Origin of the sequence: Streptomyces sp. NPDC091416 (assembly GCF_044756845.1) — a bacterium.
Classification (GTDB): domain Bacteria; phylum Actinomycetota; class Actinomycetes; order Streptomycetales; family Streptomycetaceae; genus Streptomyces.
The window spans coordinates 274,998-293,366 of the sequence record NZ_JBIVTU010000012.1 but is presented as its reverse complement, the minus strand read 5'-3'; the positions used below and the strand labels follow the sequence as shown (position 1 = coordinate 293,366).

16 protein-coding genes are annotated in these 18,369 nt (G+C 71.3%); 9 read left to right on the top strand and 7 right to left on the bottom strand.

All coding sequences use genetic code 11. The annotated features are described in order from the left end of the window. The first annotated feature begins 10 nt into the window (after nt 1–10). Both ACIQMX_RS31590 and ACIQMX_RS31585 read left to right on the top strand, forming a co-directional pair. Nucleotides 11–2,392, top strand: a complete 2,382-nt coding sequence (locus ACIQMX_RS31590) for a thioester reductase domain-containing protein (RefSeq protein WP_402483184.1) — start codon at nt 11–13, stop codon at nt 2,390–2,392. Beyond that, the gene (locus ACIQMX_RS31585) at nt 2,389–3,465 is read left to right on the top strand and encodes an alpha/beta fold hydrolase (protein WP_363067241.1); all 1,077 of its coding nucleotides are present in this window, start codon (nt 2,389–2,391) and stop codon (nt 3,463–3,465) included. The genes ACIQMX_RS31590 and ACIQMX_RS31585 overlap by 4 nt, the downstream gene beginning before the upstream one ends. Before the next feature lie 61 nt (nt 3,466–3,526). Here the strand turns inward: ACIQMX_RS31585 and ACIQMX_RS31580 are convergent, their stop codons facing one another. Continuing rightward, nucleotides 3,527–4,438 (bottom strand): alpha/beta hydrolase, encoded by a 912-nt coding sequence (locus ACIQMX_RS31580; RefSeq protein ID WP_363067242.1) that lies wholly within the window; start codon nt 4,436–4,438, stop codon nt 3,527–3,529. 106 nt (nt 4,439–4,544) lie between these two features. Here ACIQMX_RS31580 and ACIQMX_RS31575 point away from each other — a divergent pair, with 106 nt between their 5' ends. After that, nucleotides 4,545–5,024 (top strand): hypothetical protein, encoded by a 480-nt coding sequence (locus ACIQMX_RS31575; RefSeq protein WP_402483179.1) that lies wholly within the window; start codon nt 4,545–4,547, stop codon nt 5,022–5,024. A gap of 37 nt (nt 5,025–5,061) precedes the next feature. On the opposite strand, the gene ACIQMX_RS31570 is transcribed toward ACIQMX_RS31575, so the two are convergent. Further along, nucleotides 5,062–5,685 (bottom strand): glyoxalase, encoded by a 624-nt coding sequence (locus ACIQMX_RS31570; RefSeq protein ID WP_363067244.1) that lies wholly within the window; start codon nt 5,683–5,685, stop codon nt 5,062–5,064. Between the two features lie 143 nt (nt 5,686–5,828). Here ACIQMX_RS31570 and ACIQMX_RS31565 point away from each other — a divergent pair, with 143 nt between their 5' ends. Then, the gene (locus ACIQMX_RS31565; protein WP_402483176.1) at nt 5,829–7,271 is read left to right on the top strand and encodes a class I adenylate-forming enzyme family protein; all 1,443 of its coding nucleotides are present in this window, start codon (nt 5,829–5,831) and stop codon (nt 7,269–7,271) included. Nucleotides 7,272–7,293: 22 nt separating this feature from the next. Here the strand turns inward: ACIQMX_RS31565 and ACIQMX_RS31560 are convergent, their stop codons facing one another. Next, complete coding sequence (locus tag ACIQMX_RS31560; protein ID WP_363067246.1) at nt 7,294–8,571, bottom strand: M6 family metalloprotease domain-containing protein; 1,278 nt, start codon at nt 8,569–8,571, stop codon at nt 7,294–7,296. Between the two features lie 269 nt (nt 8,572–8,840). On the opposite strand from ACIQMX_RS31560, the gene ACIQMX_RS31555 reads away from it, so the two are divergent. Both ACIQMX_RS31555 and ACIQMX_RS31550 read left to right on the top strand, forming a co-directional pair. After that, complete coding sequence (locus ACIQMX_RS31555; protein ID WP_363067247.1) at nt 8,841–9,503, top strand: TetR/AcrR family transcriptional regulator; 663 nt, start codon at nt 8,841–8,843, stop codon at nt 9,501–9,503. A 175-nt stretch (nt 9,504–9,678) separates the two neighbouring features. Beyond that, nucleotides 9,679–11,211: an MFS transporter gene (locus tag ACIQMX_RS31550; RefSeq protein ID WP_363067248.1), complete on the top strand. Its 1,533-nt coding sequence runs from the start codon at nt 9,679–9,681 to the stop codon at nt 11,209–11,211. 122 nt (nt 11,212–11,333) lie between these two features. Here the strand turns inward: ACIQMX_RS31550 and ACIQMX_RS31545 are convergent, their stop codons facing one another. Further along, complete coding sequence (locus ACIQMX_RS31545; protein ID WP_402483172.1) at nt 11,334–11,846, bottom strand: MarR family winged helix-turn-helix transcriptional regulator; 513 nt, start codon at nt 11,844–11,846, stop codon at nt 11,334–11,336. Between the two features lie 135 nt (nt 11,847–11,981). On the opposite strand from ACIQMX_RS31545, the gene ACIQMX_RS31540 reads away from it, so the two are divergent. Beyond that, nucleotides 11,982–12,764, top strand: coding sequence for a class III extradiol ring-cleavage dioxygenase (locus ACIQMX_RS31540; protein WP_363067250.1), 783 nt, complete (start codon nt 11,982–11,984; stop codon nt 12,762–12,764). Between the two features lie 35 nt (nt 12,765–12,799). Here the strand turns inward: ACIQMX_RS31540 and ACIQMX_RS31535 are convergent, their stop codons facing one another. Both ACIQMX_RS31535 and ACIQMX_RS31530 read right to left on the bottom strand, forming a co-directional pair. Beyond that, entirely contained in the window at nt 12,800–13,840 is a 1,041-nt protein-coding gene (locus tag ACIQMX_RS31535; RefSeq protein ID WP_363067251.1) for a questin oxidase family protein, read from the bottom strand. Nucleotides 13,841–13,911: 71 nt separating this feature from the next. Then, nucleotides 13,912–14,466, bottom strand: a complete 555-nt coding sequence (locus tag ACIQMX_RS31530; RefSeq protein ID WP_363067252.1) for an N-acetyltransferase family protein — start codon at nt 14,464–14,466, stop codon at nt 13,912–13,914. Between the two features lie 148 nt (nt 14,467–14,614). On the opposite strand from ACIQMX_RS31530, the gene ACIQMX_RS31525 reads away from it, so the two are divergent. Then, the gene (locus tag ACIQMX_RS31525) at nt 14,615–15,613 is read left to right on the top strand and encodes a sigma-70 family RNA polymerase sigma factor (protein ID WP_363067253.1); all 999 of its coding nucleotides are present in this window, start codon (nt 14,615–14,617) and stop codon (nt 15,611–15,613) included. Between the two features lie 160 nt (nt 15,614–15,773). On the opposite strand, the gene ACIQMX_RS31520 is transcribed toward ACIQMX_RS31525, so the two are convergent. Continuing rightward, entirely contained in the window at nt 15,774–16,772 is a 999-nt protein-coding gene (locus ACIQMX_RS31520) for a helix-turn-helix transcriptional regulator (protein WP_402483167.1), read from the bottom strand. A gap of 32 nt (nt 16,773–16,804) precedes the next feature. Between ACIQMX_RS31520 and ACIQMX_RS31515 the strand changes: the two genes are divergently transcribed. Next, entirely contained in the window at nt 16,805–18,346 is a 1,542-nt protein-coding gene (locus ACIQMX_RS31515) for an MFS transporter (protein ID WP_402483164.1), read from the top strand. Nucleotides 18,347–18,369: the final 23 nt, after the last annotated feature.

Sequence of the window (18,369 nt, the reverse complement as noted above, 5' to 3'; positions counted from 1 at the left end):
CATGGGGGAAGTGAACGAGGACGTGTCACGAGACCGCGCGAGTGCCCGGCAGGAGAAGGCGGATGAGGCGCGACGCCGCGCGAGTGCCCGGCAGGAGAAGGCGGATGTGCCGCGAGGCCGCGCGAGTGCCGGGCAGGAGACGGCGGATGAGGCGGCCGAGCGGGGCGGAGGCCGGCTGACGGTGCCCGCTCTGCTGGCCAGGGTCCGGCCGGCGGCGGCCCCGGCGGACGCCGGTCCGGCTGCCGGGCGGGTGGCGGCCGGTGCGGCAGCCGGTGGAGAGGCGGCGCGGCTGGCCGAGATCATCGCGGCCGAGGCGGCCGGCCTGCTGCCGGGCGGGGCGATGGGCCCCGACACCGATTTCTTCGACGCCGGAGGCACATCGGTGGACGCGGTGACGCTCGTCGCCGGCCTGGCCCGGGACTTCGGGCTGGAACTCAGCCTCGACGACGTGTTCGCCGACGCCCGTCCGCGCAGCCTGGCCGCTCGCGCGCTCTCGACGGACGGGTCCGCACCACAGGCGTTGCCGGTCCCGGCACACGGACCCCGAGCCGCGGCCGGCACCGGCACGGATGCCGACCTCGACCTGATCCTGGCCGACCTCGCCCGCGCCGACGGTCTGCCCTGGGCCCGCCGGCCGGAGGCCGCCCCGCCCCGCAGGGTCCTGCTGACCGGGGCGACCGGTTTCCTCGGCGGCCACATGCTCCTCGATCTGCTGCGTCACAGCGACGCCCACGTGTTCTGCCTGGTCCGCGCGGCCGACGAGGACGAAGGCACCGCGCGGCTCGGCGCGGCGCTCAAACGGTTCTCCCTGCCCTGGTCCGGCGAGATCCGGCGACGCGTGACGGTGCTGCCGGGCGACCTGCGCCTGCCGCGCCTCGGTCTGGCGGACGAGCGCTGGGACGGGCTGGCCGGGGAGCTGGACTCCGTCGTGAGCGTGGGCGCGGCGGTCGACTTCCTGCGCGGCTACCCGTCGTTGCGGCAGAGCAATGTGATCGGGCCGCTGACGCTCGCGGAACTGGCGGCCACCGGACGGCCCAAACCGCTGCACCACGTCTCCTCGATCGCGGTCTTCAACGAGATCGGCATCGAGTCCATGGGCGAGGACGACCCGGTCGCGCACATCGACGGCCTGGTCGCCGGGTACGACAAGTCGAAGTGGGCCGCGGAGGCCGCGCTCCGGCGGGCCCGCGAACACGGTCTGGTCGTCACGCTCCTGCGGCCGGGCGGCATCGGCGGGCACACCAGGACGGGGGCCAGCAACCCCCAGGACCTCAGCAGCGGCATGATGTCGGTGTTCAGCCGGTTCCGTACGGTGCCCGCGTTCCGCCATCTCAACGCCGCCCCGGTGGAGTGGGTGAGCCGGGTGGCGGTGGCCGCGATCTGCGAGCCCGACGCCTGGGGCTACAACTACCACCTCAGCGGTACGCCGAGCTCCCTGGCGGACGTCGTCCACGACATGAAGCTCGGCGGCATGAACGTACGCGTCCAGGACTGGGACGCGTGGCGGCGCGACGTGATCGCCCGGCTGCGGGACGAACCTGTCGCCGAACTCGACTTCCTGGCACGGGTACTGGAGAGTCCCACCGCCGTGAAGCTGTGCGAGGCGACCCTGATGGGCCCGGCGGCCACCGCCGAGCGCACCGAGGCGTTCGTCGCCGCACAGGACCTGCCCGCCTCGACGCGGTACGGCATGCAGGAGCAGCTGAAGACCTTCGAACGGCTGGCCGGGGACGGCCTCGCCCGGCTCCCGGACCGTACCGACCAGCCCTATCTCTGGTTCCCCGAGACCATGCGGGGCAGCCTGGGCCGGTCCGGCGGCCCCGCCGACACCCCGTGCACCGCCTCGTTCACCCTGTCCATCGTGAGCATGTACCAACTGGTCAAGGAGCGCCGGGTGGACGTCCGGGGCGAGCTGTCCTGCGCGCTCCTGCACCCTGAACCCCTCGTGGTCGAGGAGGGCGATGTGTGGGTCCGTCCCCAGGAAGGCATCCCGCTGGAGCACGGTGTGCACCATCCGCTGCTCCGCTACCGGTTGCGGCTGCGTGATGCCGAGGGCGGGACGTGGTGGCTGGAGGGCAGGAAGTCGGCCCACGCGCGGCGTGACCTGTGGCGCCAGACGCGGGCGTTGACCGTCGAGCTCGGCCGTGAGGGCGAACCGGCGTCGCTGGCGGGCGAGATCGTCGTGCCCTCCGACAGTTACGTACGGGATCAGGTCGACGGCATCCGGGTCGATCCACGCCTGTCCGGCCAGGAGAAGCGGCTCGCCAAGCTGAGCTGGCTCGCCTGGTTCGGCCTGGAGATCGGCCGCGGACTGCTCGGCCCGTTCGCCCGGGTCGGCGCGGACCTGCTCGACCTACGCCGGCACCCGACCCTGACGGAGCGCAAGCGATGATCCTGCGGCCCCTGTACACGCGCCTCGACGAGAGCGTCGTCGAGGAGATCCCCTTCCGGGCGGACGACGGCACCCGGCTGGGCCTCACCCGGATCGGGACCGGCCGCGGGGACCGGCCCGCGGTGCTGCTCCTGCACGGCCACACGGCCTCGTCGGACATGTTCCTGCAGCCCGAGACCCGCAATCTCGTCGACGTGCTCCTCGACGAGGGGTACGAGCCGTGGCTGCTCGACTGGCGGGGCAGCTGCCGGCTGCCGTACAACGAGACCGGCCGCCGCTACACGTACGACGACGTCGCGCTGTACGACATCCCCGCCGCGGTCGCGTACATACGCCAACGGATAGGCAACCGGCCCTTGTTCGCCGTGGCGCACTGCATCGGCGCGCTCTCGCTCTCGATGAGCATGACCGCGGGACTGGTGCCGGGCCTCGCGGGAGTGGTCGCGCAGGGGGTGTTCCTGACGCCCAAGCTGGCGGCCCGGACCTCGCTGAAGATGACGATGGCGGGCGAACTGTTCCGGTCCCGCTTCGACCACATCCCGGTGGACTTCCGCAAGGTCGGGTTCTGGTCGCGCTACACCCCGCTGTTCGCCCTGGCATCGAAGGGAGCGAGCTGCCCCGACCCCACCTGCCAGATCCTGTCCAACTCGGCCTGGTGCGTGGGTGCGTCGCTGTTCGTGCACGAGAACCTGTCGGACGCCACCCATGAGCGTCTGGCACAGCTCCTCGGCCCGGCGCCGCTGTGGATCCTGCCGCATCTGCGGCGGGTCGCGCTGGCCCGCAGCGTGGTGCGCTGGAATCAGGGCGACGACCGGTACCGGGCGCTGCCCGAGAACGCCCTGGACGAGGCCGGCCGGATCGACTGCCCGGTACTGCTGGTCTCCGGCAGCGAGAACGGCATGTGGCTGGACTCCCAGAAGCTCTGCCACGAGGTGCTCGCCGCCCGGCAGCCGCAACTCGACGTGCGGTACGAGGAGATCCCGGGCTACGGCCACTTCGACACGTTCGTCGGCCGGGGCGCCGCGCTGGACGTGTTCGGGACCGTCCTGGAGTTCCTCGACGCGCACGTGTGAGGGCGCCGGAGAGAGCGGCCGTGCGGGCGGAGCCGTCAGGTACCGGCCCGCACGGCCGCGCTCACTGGGCCGCGGCCGCCTCGCTGCCCGCGTCCGCCTCGGCGGGCGCGTCCGCGGAACGGTCCGGCCCGTGCTCGACGAAGTCCAGGACGGTGCGCACGACGTCCGGATCGCCCAGGATCCGGCGGTGCCCGAGACCGTTCGTGATGATCAGCCGCGCCTGGGCGCCGAAGGCGGCGGCGAGCCGGCGCCCCTGCTTCACGCTGATCCTCGTGTCGTCCTCGTCATGGATGATCAGGAGCGGCGGCTCCAGGTCCGTCACCGTGTTCACGGCGGAGAACGGCGTGCGGTCGGCCGGCATGCCGGGGAAGAGGTTCTTCGCGACGCGCTGGTGCAGCTGCTCCTTCAGTGAGGGGCGCAGCTTGAGGGCGGAGCTGAACTCCTCGATCAGGTAGTCGTAGTCGCAGACCCCGCTGATGGTGACGATCCGCTTCGCCGTCACCCCGCCCTGGAGCGCGAAGAAGGAGCCCAGGGCGCCCAGCGAGTGCGCGACCAGGGCCTCGAACTCGCCGTACTCGTTCTGGAGTCCGGTGATGATGTCGCGGTACTCGAGGATCGTGGTGCTGCGGCCGGTCGCGTCGCCGTGGCCGGGCGCGTCGAAGGTGATGACGCTGTAGCCCCGGTCGAGGAGGCCGGGGACGAAGTCCGCGAGACGCGAGCCGCGCGACTGCCAGCCGTGCACCAGGAGGACGGGCCTTTCGCCGTCGCCCCACCGGTAGGTCACCGCGAGCTTGCCGTTGACCTTCAGCCGCCGGATCTCCGCCTTGCCGAAGAGCTCCCGCTCCGAGTTCCGCATTCTGCTCCGGGCCAGCGGCATGTGGAACAGGGTGTAGGTGCCCGCCCCCGCGAGTCCGCCCGAGACCCGGGACACGGTGTTGAGCGCGGTGCTGGCGAGTGCCTCGGTGTGGACCATGCCCAGTACTCCTCGATAGGTATCCTGAGCATGATAAGTTAGCACGAACGACCGTGCTTTTATAGGTGAGGGAAGTCCACAGCCCCTCTCCCACGAGGAGGACACCATGTCGGCCACCCTCTGGTTCACACCGTGGAAGCCCGGTCCCGCAGCGGACGCCGCGCCCGGAGCGGGCGGCGGGAGCGACGGGAATGACGAAGGTGGCGGGAGCGGCGGGGGTACGGACGGCGCGGCCGTCGTCAGCGTCACCGAGTTCACCCCGCACCGGCCGCTGACCGCGGTCGGCGTCACCGTCGAGGGAATCGCCCTGCGGCGGATCTGGCAGGACCTGGAAGGTGCGGTCGGCCTGTGGCTGTGGGCCGATCCCGATCCGTTCCGTCCGCGCTCGGGCTCGGTCTCCGTATGGCGTACGGAGCGGGATCTGCAGGCGTTCGTGGCGCGCCGCGACCACATGAGGATCGTGCGCTCCTACCGGAACCGGGGCAGCATGCGCGCGACGACCTGGCGGACGGAGGGCTTCGACAGGGATGCCACCCAGGAAGCCGCCCGGGCCCTGCTCTCGGGCCGGTCCGCCTGGCCCGCCTGACACCCGGTCCGGCGCCCCGCGCGCCCGTGCGGCGCGATCAGGGCGCGGTCGTCAGGGAGGCGGCCTCCCAGCCGAATCCGTCCGGGTCGGTGAAGGCGCCGGAGCCGCCCACGAGGGCCAGACGGTGCGAGCCCGTGCCGTCGACGGGGACGCCGACGTCCTTGGCCAGGGCCCGCCGCCCGTAGAGGGCGAGCTTGACGGGGCTGTCCTGCGTGTCGAACTCGACGTACTTGCTGCCGAAGCTCTTGGCCACGGTGAGGCCGCGCTCGACGTAGAAACGCTTGCTCGCGCTCACGCCGGCGACTCCCAGCAGAAGGATCATCTGGTCGATCCGTCCGGTGGCCGGGGCGGTGTCCTTCTTCGCTGAGGTCGCGATCTTCCAGATCGTTCCGTCCGGCGCCTGGACGACACCGCCGTAGCCCCAGAAGGACTTCGACGCGGGCTTGAGCTCCGTGGCCCCGGCAGCGAGGGCGGCGTCGACGAGACCGCGGACGTCGGCCGGCTGGGAGACCGTGAGCGACAGCGAGAATCCGCGGAATCCGGTGGTGGGCGCGTCCGAGGCGCGCAGGCCCACCCGGGTGTCCAGACCGAGGGCGGTGTAGAAGCGGTGGGCGGCGGCGGTGTCGGCCACCTCGAGGGTGAGGGCTTCGATGAAGGTCATGTGCTTCACGCTAAGTGCGGCTCCACCGCCCGTGCTTCTCGATTCCTGACCGGTTCGGCCACCGGCCTTCCGCGCTCTCGCACGCGCCGGGGGCTCCCTTGACGGGGTGGGGGACAGCCCTTAGCTTCGCCAAGATCGTGAACATGCGCCCAGAAAGGCCGTTCGTGCCTCATTCCGAAGGTGAACCGGCCGAGCCGGCAGCCGCGGCGGCGGCCCGTGTCCACGCCGCACTGACCCGTCCCGGCGGTCCGTTCGCCGTGGTGCGGGCCGAGGACGGCCCGCAGGCGGGCTCACTGATGTACGCGGACGGGCCGGGGACGCTCCGTGAGTTCGTGGAGACCACGTGGGCGTTCGGGGACCGGCCGTTCCTCGTCGCGGGGATCGCGGGCGGGCGCAGTTACGCGTACGGGGAGTTCTTCGCCGCCGCGTCCGCGCTGGCGTGCCGGCTGAGCGATGCGTACGGGCTCCGTCCGGGCGACCGGGCCGTGGTGGCGATGAGCAACCGTCCGGAGTGGCAGATCGCTTTCTGGGCCGCCCAGCTGGCCGGGCTGGTCGCCGTGCCGCTGGACCCGCGGTGGACGCAGGACCGGTTCACGTATGCGCTCGACGACTGCGGGCCCCGGGTGCTGCTGGTCGACGGCGAACGGCTGCCGCCGGTCGCGGACTGGGCGCGGAAGGCCGGGGCGCGCGTGATCGTCTTCCACGACGGGGACCGCCACCGTGCTCCGGAGGACCGCGTCGAGCGGTACGAGGACCTGCCGGCGCCCGATCCGCTCGCCGCGCCGCCCGATGCCGAGGTCCGGCCCGAGGACGACGCGACGATCCTCTACACCCCGGGCACCACCGGCAGACCCCGTGGCGTCGTCGCCACCCAGCTCGCCCAGGCGGGCGCCGCGCGCAACCCGCGGTTCCACGCCGCAGCCTCCGCGCTCGCCCGGGGAACCGTCCCCGGGCTGGAGCCCGCGCCCGTCACGCTGCTGACGTTCCCGTTCTTCCACGTTGCCGCGCTCAGCGCCCTCTATGCGGCGATGTCGGCAGGCGGTGCCGTCGTCCTGATGGACGAGTGGGACGCGGAGCAGGCGCTGCGGCTGATCCGGGAACACCGCGTGACGAGCTGCGCCGGGACGCCGGAAGCCGCCCTGGACCTGCTCGCCGAGGCAGCCCGGACCGGAGACGCGCTGGAGAGCCTCCGGATGCTCGACACCGGCGGTTCCGCGCCGCCGCACGACCTGGCCGCGCGGCTGGCCGCCCGGTGCGGGGAGCGGATCGAGCCGTACAGCGGGTACGGGCCGCCTGAGACCGGCGGCGCGGTCCTGGCGAACTCCGGTGCCGAGTACCGGCTCCGTCCGGGCGGCGCCGGGCGGCCGACGCCGAGCACCGAGGTGCGGATCGCCGGTCCGGCGGGCGAGGCGCTGCCCGAGGGGGAGACCGGCGAGCTGTGGCTCCGGGGCCAGGCGATGGCCCGCGGGTACTGGCAGGACGAGGAGGCCACGGCGCAGGCGTTCACCGGCGGCTGGTTCCGTACCGGAGACCTGGCGGTGGTCCGGTACGGGCGGGTCGACGTCGTCGGCCGCCGGGCGGAGTAGGCGGGCATGGCGGGGGAGACGGTCAGAGGCGGGTGACGCGGACCCGGTAGTCGCCCTTGGAATCCTTTTCGAGCACCGAGATGCTGATCCCGTTGGCCCGGTCCGTGAAGGACTGGCCGGGCTGGAACGGCGCGTCGGAGAGTTCGGCGTGGACGTTGGGCAGCCGGGTGCAGCCGCTGCTGTCCTTCGTGCTGTCCGCGACCGACACGGGGCCCTGGCCGGTGTCGACGTCCGAGCTCACCTTGTAGATCAGCACGCCCGGCCGGCACACCTCCTGGTCGTTGCCGGCCTGGGTCCGTACCTCCACCGCGTAGCCGGACTCCGCGGTCAGCGGGACGAACGCCAGCTTCGTGCCGCCGTGGGTGGCCAGCGGTTCCAGGACGTGGTCGCTGGTGCCGGGCCGGGAGGCGCAGCTGATCTGGCTGTTGTCCAGCCAGCCGAGCTTCCACTTGTGCCAGCCCAGCAGGTCGTTGTTGGCGCCCCAGTCCTCGGACATGATGTCCCAGTGCCCGACCGAGCCCCCGCCCTCCATCGTGTAGAGGTCGGGCAGGCCGAACACGTGGCCGTTCTCGTGCGGCAGGACGCGGTAGCCGGTCTGGGCGTACGAGCCCGAGCCGTCGTCCTGGCGGCTGTAGACGAAGGACGTGTTGGAGAGCGGGATGCCGTCCGCGTACGGGGCGTCGTCGTTGCCGGAGAAGGTCACGGACAGCACGGTGTCCAGGGCGGAGGGGCCGGCGTTCGGCGTGACCAGGATGTTGACCAGGTCGTACGCGGTGAAGTCCACCTTCGGGTCGGCGGCGGCGACGATGTCCTGGACGAGGTGGCGGTAGCCCGGCTCGTACGGTGATCCGCGCTCGATCCCGTACTCCGCGAACGGCAGCGGCATCCGAAGCCAGGTCTTCACCGGCGCTTCGGGTACGTAGGTGAGCCGGCCGTAGGAGCTCGTGCGGAACCAGTCCGTGGTCTGCGGGAAGAACTCCGCGAGCCGGTCCATGGCCGGCTCCTTTCCCTCCGCGTCGGGGAAGTCGATCATCAGGTTCAACGCGTGGATCTGGCCGGTGGAACGGGCGTAGCCCGGCTGCGTGGGCATGCCCTCCGACATCTGCACCCCCATGGTCGCCGATATCCGGCACGGTCCGAGACCGGCCGCGTGGCTGGTGGTCATCGGGCCTGCGGAGGCCCGGCTGGGCAGGGGGAGGGTGCTGCTCGCCGAGGCGAGGGAGGCGATGACCAGGGCTGTTGCCGCGCCGAGTGCGACCGGGTGGCGGTGCTTGCGTATCCGGTGGCGGGGCTGCTGCATAGAGGCGCCTTCGGGTCCGCGGCAGTCAGCCGACCCTGACTGCGCTCTGTCGATCAGCATTGGCCGGGCGGTGCGGTGCCGCGCGGTGGGTGCGCCGATCGGTTGGTTTTTCCCTTTCCCGGACCTGTGGCGCAGGTCACATCGGCCGGGGAAATAACCGGGGAGCATTTCCCCGTTTGAACCGGTGTCCCTGCGAAACGGGGAGGCGGTCCCCGGTTGTACGAAAGGGCCGCCGTAGTCACGAACACCGGAAGAGAAGGAGCGCCGCCGTGGACACCGTCACCCGCACCGCAGCCGGAACCGCGCAGCCGCGTACGCCCCGACCGAGGGCCGACGCGCTGCGCAACCGGGAGCGGATCGTGACGGCGGCGCGCGAGATGTTCGTCGAGTTCGGCCCCGATGTGCCGCTCGACGAGGTCGCCCGCCGCGCCGGCGTCGGCAACGCCACCCTCTACCGGAACTTCCCCGACCGGGCCGCGCTGACCCATGAGGTCGTCCTCGCGGTCACCTCCCGCACCACCGACCGTGCCGAGGAGGCCGCGAACGAGGAGCAGGATCCCTTCGTCGCGCTCAGCCGCTTCGTGCACGCGGCGGCCGACGAACGGATCGGGGCCCTGTGCCCCATGCTGTCCGGCGGTTTCGACAAGGACCATCCCGAACTGCTCGCCGAGCGCCGGCGCCTCGAAGAGGCCGTCGAAGGACTCGTCGGGCGCGCCATGTCCGCGGGGCGCCTGCGTGCCGACATCGCCGTCGGCGACGTACTGGTCGTCCTCTCCCAGCTCACCCGGCCGCTGCCGGGCATCGCCTGCCCGAACATCGACCGGTTCACCCATCGCCACATCCAGCTGTTCCTGGACGGACTGGAGGCCCCGGCCCGGTCCGTACTCCCCGGAACGGCGGCGACCCTGGAGGACCTGCGGCGCCGGAGCTGACCACCGCACCGGGCTCCTGAACCGGACGCCCCACCGCGCCCGTTCCCTCTTCCCTCCTCGCCTTCTTCCTTCCTGACCACAGTCCAGCCAGACCGACCTCGCTTCCGCCCGGCCTTCACCGAACGCACGGTTCACGACCTCGCGCGCTCTCGCGCGTCCTTAGGTGGCTACTCCCATGTCAAAAACAGCTGATATCCGACTCCCGGACCCCAGTCGCTGGAAGGCGCTGGCGTTCATCGCACTCGCGCAGTTGATGGTCGTGCTCGACGCCACCATCGTGAACATCGCGCTTCCGCACGCCCAGACGGACCTCGGCATCACCGACGCCAACAAGCAGTGGGTCATCACGGCCTACGCCCTCGCCTTCGGCGGACTGCTGCTCTTCGGGGGCCGGATCGCCGACCTCTGGGGCCGCAAGCGCACCTTCGTCGTCGGCCTGATCGGCTTCGCGCTGGCCTCCGCCCTCGGCGGCGCGGCGCAGAACCAGGGCATGCTGTTCGGCTCCCGCGCCCTTCAGGGTGTCTTCGGCGCACTGCTCGCCCCGGCCGCCCTCTCGCTGCTCGCGGTGATGTTCACCGATGCCAAGGAGCGCGCCAAGGCGTTCGGCATCTACGGGGCGATCGCCGGTGGCGGTGGCGCCGTCGGCCTGATCCTCGGCGGATTCCTCACCCAGACGCTGAACTGGCGCTGGACGTTCTTCGTCAACATCCCCTTCGCGATCGTCGCGGCGGCCGGTGCGTACTTCGTGATCCGCGAGCCGGCCGGCAGCCGCAACCGCTCGTCGCTCGACATCCCCGGCGTCGTCCTGTCCGCGCTGGGTCTGGTCTCGCTGGTCTACGGATTCACCCGCGCCGAGTCCAGCGGCTGGTCGGACGCGCTGACCATCGGCACGTTCGTCGCCGCGGGCGTCCTGCTGCTCGCCTTCGTCCTGGTCGAGTCCAAGGTCGCGTCGCCGCTGCTCCCGCTGCGCGTCGTGATGGACCGCAACCGGGGCGGCGTCTACCTCTCGCTGGGTCTTGCCGTCATCGCGATGTTCGGCCTGTTCCTGTTCCTCACGTACTACCTCCAGGTCGTCAAGGGCTACTCGCCGATCAAGACGGGCTTCGCCTTCATGCCGATGATCGTCGGCATGATCACCGGCTCGACGCAGATCGGCGCCCGGCTGATGACGCGGGTCCCGGCCCGTCTGCTGATGGCCCCCGGCTTCCTGCTCGCCGGTGTCGGCATGCTGCTGCTGACGCAGCTGGAGATCGACTCCTCCTACGCGGCGGTCATCCTGCCGGGCCAGCTCCTGCTGGGTCTCGGCATGGGCACGGCGTTCATGCCCGCCATGTCGCTGGCCACGCACGGCATCGAGCCGCGTGACGCGGGTGTCGCCTCCGCGATGGTCAACACCTCGCAGCAGGTCGGCGGTGCCATCGGTACGGCGCTGCTCAACACCATCGCCGCCTCGGCCGCCACGGCGTACGCCACCTCGCACGCCGCGCTCGGTGCCACCGACCCGGAGCAGCTGAAGCTCCAGTCGATGGTGCACGGCTTCACCGGCGCCATCTGGTGGGCCGTCGGCATCCTGGTGGTGGCCGCCGCGATCGCGGGGACCTTCATCAACGCCGGCCGTCCGTCGGCCACCACGACGTCCGGGGGCACCGGCTCCGGTGACGCCGATGGTGTCGAGGACGAGTTCAGGATCCCGGTCGTCGCGCACTGAGCGCTCGTCCGTGAGGTTCCGTCGCTCTCGTGACGGCGTGTGAAGCGAGCTCCGCCCCGGTTCCGTACTGCTTCTACGGAGCCGGGGCGGAGGCGTGTGCGGAGGGGCGTGCGCGGGTGTGGTCAGCGGAGCCAGGGCAGGTCCGCCCCGGTGCCCTCCGGCTGGAGTCCGGCCGCCATGACCTGCATGATCTCGCCGAGCGCGCGCACCTGCTCGGGGGTGAGCCGGTCGAACATCGCCTGCCGTACGGCGCTGACGTGGCCGGGGGCCGAGCGGCGGAGCATCTCGTAGCCCTCTTCGGTGAGGACCGCGTTCTGGCCGCGCTTGTCGGACGGGCAGTCCTCGCGCCGTACCCAGCCGCTCTTCTCCAGCCGGGCGACGGCGTGCGAGAGCCGGGAGCGGGTGATCTTGGCGTTCTTGGCCAGTTCGGTCATCCGCAGCTGACGGCGGGGCGCCTGGGCGAGCTGGACGAGCAGCCCGTAGTAGATGTGCGGCATGCCGGCATCGCGTTGCAACTGGCGGTCGAGGTGATCCTCCAGGAGCGTGGTGGCGTGAAGGTACGCGCGCCAGACGCTCTGTTCTTCGTCGGTGAGCCAGCGCGGCGCACCGGTGGATGCCGTGGTCATGTACTCCACTGTACGACCTTTTCTTGAAAGTTGAACTAGATAGAGCTAAGGTCTCCAGGGATGGGAACTTGAATATTAAAGAAAAGTTCCTGTCGAAGGCCCCGGTAGAAGACTTACCTTGAGTAGCAGTGGATGGGGAGTGTCATGACAGTCACCGCGGAGCGCATGCCCGCCCTCTATCTCTCCCACGGCGCACCGCCGCTGGCCGACGACCCGGTCTGGCCCGGCGAACTGGCCGCCTGGTCCGCCGGGCTGCCGCGACCCACCGCCATCCTCATGGTCTCCGCCCACTGGGAAGAGGCCCCGCTCGCGCTGGGAGCCGTCGAGACGGTCCCGCTGGTCTACGACTTCTGGGGCTTCCCCGAGCACTACTACCAGGTGCGGTACGCCGCCCCGGGCGCCCCGGCCCTCGCCGAGAGCGTCCGCAAGCTGCTGCGCGGCGCCGGTACGCCGGTCCAGGACATCCCGGACCGCGGCCTCGACCACGGGGCGTACGTCCCGCTGGTGGAGATGTTCCCCGCGGCCGACATCCCGGTCCTGCAGATCTCCATGCCGACGCTGGACCCGCAGAAGCTGATGGACATCGGACGCAAGCTCGCGCCGCTGCGCGACGAGGGCGTCCTGATCGTCGGCAGCGGCTTCTTCACGCACAACCTGGCCGCGCTGCGGCATACGGGCGGCGGCGTGCCCGGCTGGTCCGCGGAGTTCGACGACTGGGGACACCGCGCGCTCCAGGCGCAGGACATCGACGCGCTGCTGGACTTCGAGCACAAGTCCCCGGCCGGCCGCCTCGCCCACCCGCGCACCGAGCACTTCGCCCCCCTCTTCGTCACGCTCGGGGCCGCGGAGCAGGAGCTCGGGCAGGGACGCAGCGTGATCGACGGCTTCTGGCTGGGGCTGGCCAAGCGCTCGGTGCAGTTCGGCTGAGGCGTGCCGCGGGGCCCGCGGCACGCCTCAGCCGGTCAGAACGCCGGCGGGTTCAGCTCGACCGAGCGGAGCGCGGCGGCCAGCGCGGTCGGGTCACCGACGTCCAGGGCGGTGTCGGTGAACTTGATGGTGTGGTCGTCGCCGTGCGCGGCCGCCCGGGCGAAGACCTCCTCGGCGGACAGCCCGCCCGGCACGGCCGGGCGCTCGGCGGGCCGGGCCGGGGAGTACGCGGCCGTGACCGCCGCGCTCGCCGCCCAGGCGGCCGCCAGGCTCGGCGCCCACAACGCGCGCGGGAGTGCGGGCAGGGTCCGCAGCACGGCGTTGGGCGCGGTGGCGGCGTGCACCAGCATGACCGGTTCGCCGTACCCGTACGCCGCGTAGCGGTGCGTGGCGGCCCGCACCAGTTCCTCCAGCCGGGCGCGGGCGGCTTCCGGGCCGGTCACGGGCTGCCCCGGCCACACCGGGAACGCGGTCAGCTGGGCCAGCCGGTGCCGCATGCCGCCGCTCGGGTCGGGGACCGGTGCCACCGCGTCCAGTGCGGTGGCGGCGTCGGCTGCCGGGGCGAGCGAGGACAGCGGGGGCAGCGGCTGATGGCGCGCCGCCCAGTAGCCGAGTGCGTGGGCCAGCTCGGTCACCCGGGGCGCGGTCTCCGGCCCGTCCAGGAGCGTGCGCACGCTGTGGCCGACGCGGATCACCGGGTGCGTGGACCCGGCCGCGATGCCGGGCAGCAGGCGCGGCCACCATGCGGCGAGGACCTCGCGCCAGGGCCGGCCGGCCGTCTCGCGCTCGAAGTACACCGCCCAGTCGGCGATGCGCCGGGGGTCGCCCAGCGCCTCCCGCCAGTTCGCAGGGGTCACCTCGGCGACCCGGTCCGGCATGTCCTCCAGCTTCGTCCGGTAGTGGTCCAGCCAGCGGTGTACCCCGGATGCCCGGCCGTGGCGCACCAGCGCCTCGACGGCCATCGGGGCGTGGTTGCTCAGCCGGCCGCCGCGCTCGGGGCCGAAGGCGTGGAGCCGTTCCAGTGCTTCGTCGAGGGTTCCCGAGGTGTCGGGTGCCGTGCGTGACGTGAGGTCCATGCGGAGTCACGCTAGGCATCCCGGCGGCGCACGGTAACGGGCTCCGGTCCCGTGTGGGACGGGTGCCGGGACTAGGTCTGCGGCCCGAGCCGCTTCTCGTACCAGGCCACGTCCCAGTAGCGGTCGAACTTCCGGCCGACCTCCGTGTACGTACCGATGGGGCGGAACCCGAAGCGTTCGTGCAGCCGGACCGAGGAGTCGTTGGGCTGGGTGATGCCCGCGTACGCGCGGCGCAGGTCCTCGCCGGCGAGGACCTCGAAGAGAGCCGTGTAGAGGAGGGTGCCGACGCCGCGGCCCGTGGCGTCGGGGGAGCAGTAGACGCTCACCTCGACGGAGGTCGAGTACGCCGCCTTGGGGCGGAAGGCGCTGCTGGTCGCATAGCCCAGGATCCGGGGGCCGGGCGCGCCGGGCCCGTCCGTGTGACGTGCGTCCTGGGCAACCAGAAGCCGGTGCGGGCCGTCTTCAGGATGGGAGCGCAGCCAGGGCAGGCGCTGCTCGGGGGTGAAGGGGCTGACGTCGAATGTGAGGGCGGTCTCACGTACGTAGTGGTTGTAGATGTCCGTCAGCGCCTCCAGATCGCTCTCGGCGCCTGCCCTGACCTGCACGTCCGTACGCGGCTGTGTCATATGCCCTCCCCTGTCGGCGCGACAGGGTACTGCATGATCACGAAAGTGAATGCCGGTCATGGGAATTCTGTCCGGATTCCAGTCGTTGTTTCCATCGGATGCAGGGCACCCGAGAGGGTGTCGCGACCTACTCAGCAAGGGAGCACGCATGGCAACCCGTGCCGTCGCCCGTCGTTCGTCCGCCACCGGCGGGACCAACCGGGCAAGCAGTGTTCGCGCCGTGGGCGGGGAGATCGCCGATCGCGACCTGGTCGGCATGTACCTGGACGAGATCGCGCGCACGCCGTTGCTCGATGCCGCCAAGGAGGTCGAGCTGTCGCAGACCCTGGAAGCGGGCGTCTTCGCACAGCAGGTCCTCGACGGTGCGGTGGAGAGCGAAGCCGGCGGGGCTTCGCGCGAGGAGCTGGAGGCGCTGGTCGCCGAGGGCGAGCGCGCCAAGGACATATTCATCCGTTCCAACCTCCGACTCGTCGTTGCCGTCGCCCGCCGCTATCCGCGGGCCGGGCTTCCCCTGCTCGACCTGATCCAGGAGGGCAACGCAGGCCTGGTGCGCGCGGTCGAGAAGTTCGACTACGCCAAGGGCTTCAAGTTCTCCACGTATGCGACGTGGTGGATCCGGCAGGCCATCACCCGTTCCATAGCCGACCAGTCGCGCACGATCCGGCTCCCCGTCCACCTGGTGGAGGAGCTCGGCCGGATCCGCCGTGTCCAGCGCGAGTTCAACCGTGAGAACGGGCGCGATCCCGAGCACTCGGAGATCGCCGCCGAGCTGGACTCGACCACATCGCGGGTCAGCGACGTCCTGGACTGGGCCCGTGACCCGGTCAGTCTGAACATGTCGGTGGACGACGACGGGGACACGCAGTTCGGCGACCTCCTGGAGGACACCTCCGCGGTGTCGCCCGAGCAGTCCGTGATGACGCTGCTGCGCAGTGAGGAGCTGGAGGAGCTGATCGGCAAGCTCGACAACCGCACCGCGTCGATCATCCGTATGCGGTACGGCATCGAGGACGGCCGTGAGCGGACCCTGACCGAGGTGGGCAAGCAGCACGGGCTCACCCGCGAGCGGATCCGCCAGATCGAGAAGCACGCGCTGCTCGAACTGAAGCGAATGGCTCACGACACGGGCTTTGACGCTGCGGCGTGAGCCCGAGTCCAGTAACCTCCGAATTGGGCCGCTTCACATCGGCGGCCCCCTGAAGCTGAGTCCCGGCGCCCACCCCCCCCTGGCGCCGGGGCTCATCCCTTTTTCGGGGAAGACCGTTTCCGGGGAGACCGAGAGGTTTCCGGGAAGACCGCGACGGCCCTCATGAGCCGGACGCCGCCGCGCGGGTGAGCCTGCCACCCAGGTCGTTCAGATACGTCACCAGCTGCGGCGGCCGGTGCGCGGTGAACTCGCAGTCCACCAGTGCCAGGCGCAGCGCCACCCACTCCAGCGAGTCGGTCAGCACCGCCCGCAGCCGGCAGCCGTGCTCGCCGTCCGGCTCCAGCGGGCCGATCGAGGCGGGCAGCCGCGAGGCGACGAACTCGGCGGGAGCCGCGAAACTCACATCGACCTCCAGCTCCGGCTGCCGGCGCGCCATGGAGCTGGTGAGGAACTCCGCCGCATCGCCGGTCGGCAGCTCACGAGGCGTGAAACGCGCACCCGTCGCGAACGGCGCGCTCACCCGGTCGACCCGGAACGTGCGCCAGTCCTCCCGCTCCAGGTCGTACGCGACGAGATACCAGCGCCACCCGGTACTGACGAGGCGGTACGGCTCCACCTGCCGCCGCGTCTCGGCGCCGTCCCCCGCCCGGTACGCGAACCGCAGCCGCTCCCGGCCGGTGACCGCCGACGCCATCACGGTCAGCGTCTGCGGGTCGATGGTCGAGCCGTCACCACGGGCCAGCGGCATCGTCGCGTTCTGCAGGGTGGAGACCCGGTGGCGCAGCCGTGAGGGCAGCACCTGTTCCAGCTTGGCCAGGGCCCGTACGGAGGCCTCGTCCACGCCCTCGATGGCGTGTCCGGCCCCGGCCCGCAGCCCCACCGCGATGGCCACCGCCTCCTCGTCGTCCAGCAGCAGCGGCGGCATCGCCGTGCCGGCCACGAGGCGGTAGCCGCCGACCGAGCCGCGCGACGCCTCGACGGGATAGCCCAGGTCGCGGAGCCGGTCGATGTCGCGGCGGATGGTGCGCGCGCTGACGTCGAGCCGGTCGGCGAGTTCACTGCCCGGCCACTCGCGCGGCGTCTGGAGCAGTGACAGCAGATTCAGCAGTCGTGCCGGGGTGTCGGTCATGTCACCCAGGATGCCCGTCCATTGGGTCATGACCTGACCTAATCGACGTTTAACTTCTTCATATGACTTCTTCCGCATCCCAGCCGTCGCCGACGGCGGTTCCCCCGGCGTCCCCGGACGCGTCGGACCGCCGACGGTGGTTCGCGCTGGCCATCGTGATGACCGCGGCCTTCATGGACCTGGTCGACGTCACGATCGTCAACATCGCCATCCCGAGCATCACGGAGGACACCGGCGCCTCGTTCAGCTCGATCCAGTGGATCACCGCCGGGTACGCCCTGGCCTTCGCCGCCGGTCTGATCACCGGTGGCCGGCTCGGTGACATCTACGGCCGCAAGCGGCTCTTCCTCATCGGGATCGGCGGCTTCACCGTTGCCTCCGCGCTCTGCGGCTTCGCCGCCAACCCGGAGATGCTCGTCGCCTCGCGCATCCTCCAGGGCGGCACGGCCGCGCTGATGGTCCCGCAGGTGCTGTCCATCGTGCACGCCACCTTCCCGGCGCACGAGCGCGGCAAGGTCTTCGGCCTCTTCGGCGCGATCGTCGGCCTCGGCGCCGTGTCCGGCCCGCTGCTCGGCGCCCTGCTCACCGAGTGGAACATCGCCGGTCTCGAATGGCGCCCGATCTTCCTGATCAATCTGCCCGTCGGCATCGCGGGCCTGATCCTGGGCCGGAAGTTCATCATGGAGTCCAAGGCGCCCAAGGCGCTCCGCCTCGACCTGGTCGGTGTGGTGCTGGTGACGCTGGGGATGCTCATGCTCATCTACCCGCTGACCCGCGGCGAGGAGCTCGGCTGGCCGCTCTGGGGCTACCTGTCGATGGCCGGCAGCGTCGTCGTCTTCACCGCCCTCGTGCTGTTCGAGCGGGGGAAGGCTCTCCGGGACGGTTCGCCGCTGGTCGAGCTGTCGCTGTTCCGGGTCAAGAGCTTCGCCGCGGGCATCGCCGTACAGCTGACCTTCGGCATCGGCCTCGGGATCTTCTTCCTGGTCTGGACGCTGTACATGCAGGAGGGGCTCGGCTGGAGCGCGCTGCGGGCCGGTACGACGGGTATCCCGTTCTCGGTCGCCGTCTCGGCCGCCGCCGGCATCTCCGTACAGAAGCTGGTGCCGCGCTTCGGACGCAAGGTGCTCCAGGCGGGGGCGCTGCTCATGATCGCCGGTCTGCTGCTCTACATCTGGGAGTCGGGCCGCTACGGCATGGAGATCGCGTCCTGGCAGATGGCGCTGCCGCTGGTGGTCATGGGCGTCGGAATGGGCCTGATCGTCGCCCCGCTGGCCGACGCGGTGCTGTCCGAGGTGCCCAGGGAGCACGCGGGATCGGCCTCCGGGCTGTTCAACACGGTGCAGCAGATGGGCAATGCGCTGGGGCTCGCGCTGGTCTCGGTCGTCTTCTTCGGGACGATGGGCGACAGGCTGACGCCGCCGGAGATCGGTCCGGCGTTCGCCGACGCCTTCGAGCACTCGCTGTGGTGTGTGGCCGGTGTGCTCGCCGTGATCTTCGTGGTGATGTTCGCGCTGCCGGCCCGTCCGAAGCAGCACGTGGAGGGCGGCGACGAGAGCGCGGAGCCGTTCGACGAGCCCGCCAAGGAGCCCGTGCTGACGCACTGAGCAGGCGGAGCGGAAGAGGACGA

Bases quoted from the DNA above. Each gene is read 5' to 3' on its own strand.
- ACIQMX_RS31530 (WP_363067252.1), bottom strand. From the start codon at position 14,466: ATGACACAGCCGCGTACGGACGTGCAGGTCAGGGCAGGCGCCGAGAGC.
- ACIQMX_RS31570 (WP_363067244.1), bottom strand. From the start codon at position 5,685: ATGACCTTCATCGAAGCCCTCACCCTCGAGGTGGCCGACACCGCCGCC.
- ACIQMX_RS31515 (WP_402483164.1), top strand. From the start codon at position 16,805: ATGACTTCTTCCGCATCCCAGCCGTCGCCGACGGCGGTTCCCCCGGCG.
- ACIQMX_RS31540 (WP_363067250.1), top strand. From the start codon at position 11,982: ATGACAGTCACCGCGGAGCGCATGCCCGCCCTCTATCTCTCCCACGGC.
- ACIQMX_RS31565 (WP_402483176.1), top strand. From the start codon at position 5,829: ATGCGCCCAGAAAGGCCGTTCGTGCCTCATTCCGAAGGTGAACCGGCC.
- ACIQMX_RS31550 (WP_363067248.1), top strand. From the start codon at position 9,679: ATGTCAAAAACAGCTGATATCCGACTCCCGGACCCCAGTCGCTGGAAG.
- ACIQMX_RS31525 (WP_363067253.1), top strand. From the start codon at position 14,615: ATGGCAACCCGTGCCGTCGCCCGTCGTTCGTCCGCCACCGGCGGGACC.
- ACIQMX_RS31580 (WP_363067242.1), bottom strand. From the start codon at position 4,438: ATGGTCCACACCGAGGCACTCGCCAGCACCGCGCTCAACACCGTGTCC.
- ACIQMX_RS31575 (WP_402483179.1), top strand. From the start codon at position 4,545: ATGTCGGCCACCCTCTGGTTCACACCGTGGAAGCCCGGTCCCGCAGCG.
- ACIQMX_RS31560 (WP_363067246.1), bottom strand. From the start codon at position 8,571: ATGCAGCAGCCCCGCCACCGGATACGCAAGCACCGCCACCCGGTCGCA.
- ACIQMX_RS31585 (WP_363067241.1), top strand. From the start codon at position 2,389: ATGATCCTGCGGCCCCTGTACACGCGCCTCGACGAGAGCGTCGTCGAG.
- ACIQMX_RS31535 (WP_363067251.1), bottom strand. From the start codon at position 13,840: ATGGACCTCACGTCACGCACGGCACCCGACACCTCGGGAACCCTCGAC.
- ACIQMX_RS31520 (WP_402483167.1), bottom strand. From the start codon at position 16,772: ATGACCCAATGGACGGGCATCCTGGGTGACATGACCGACACCCCGGCA.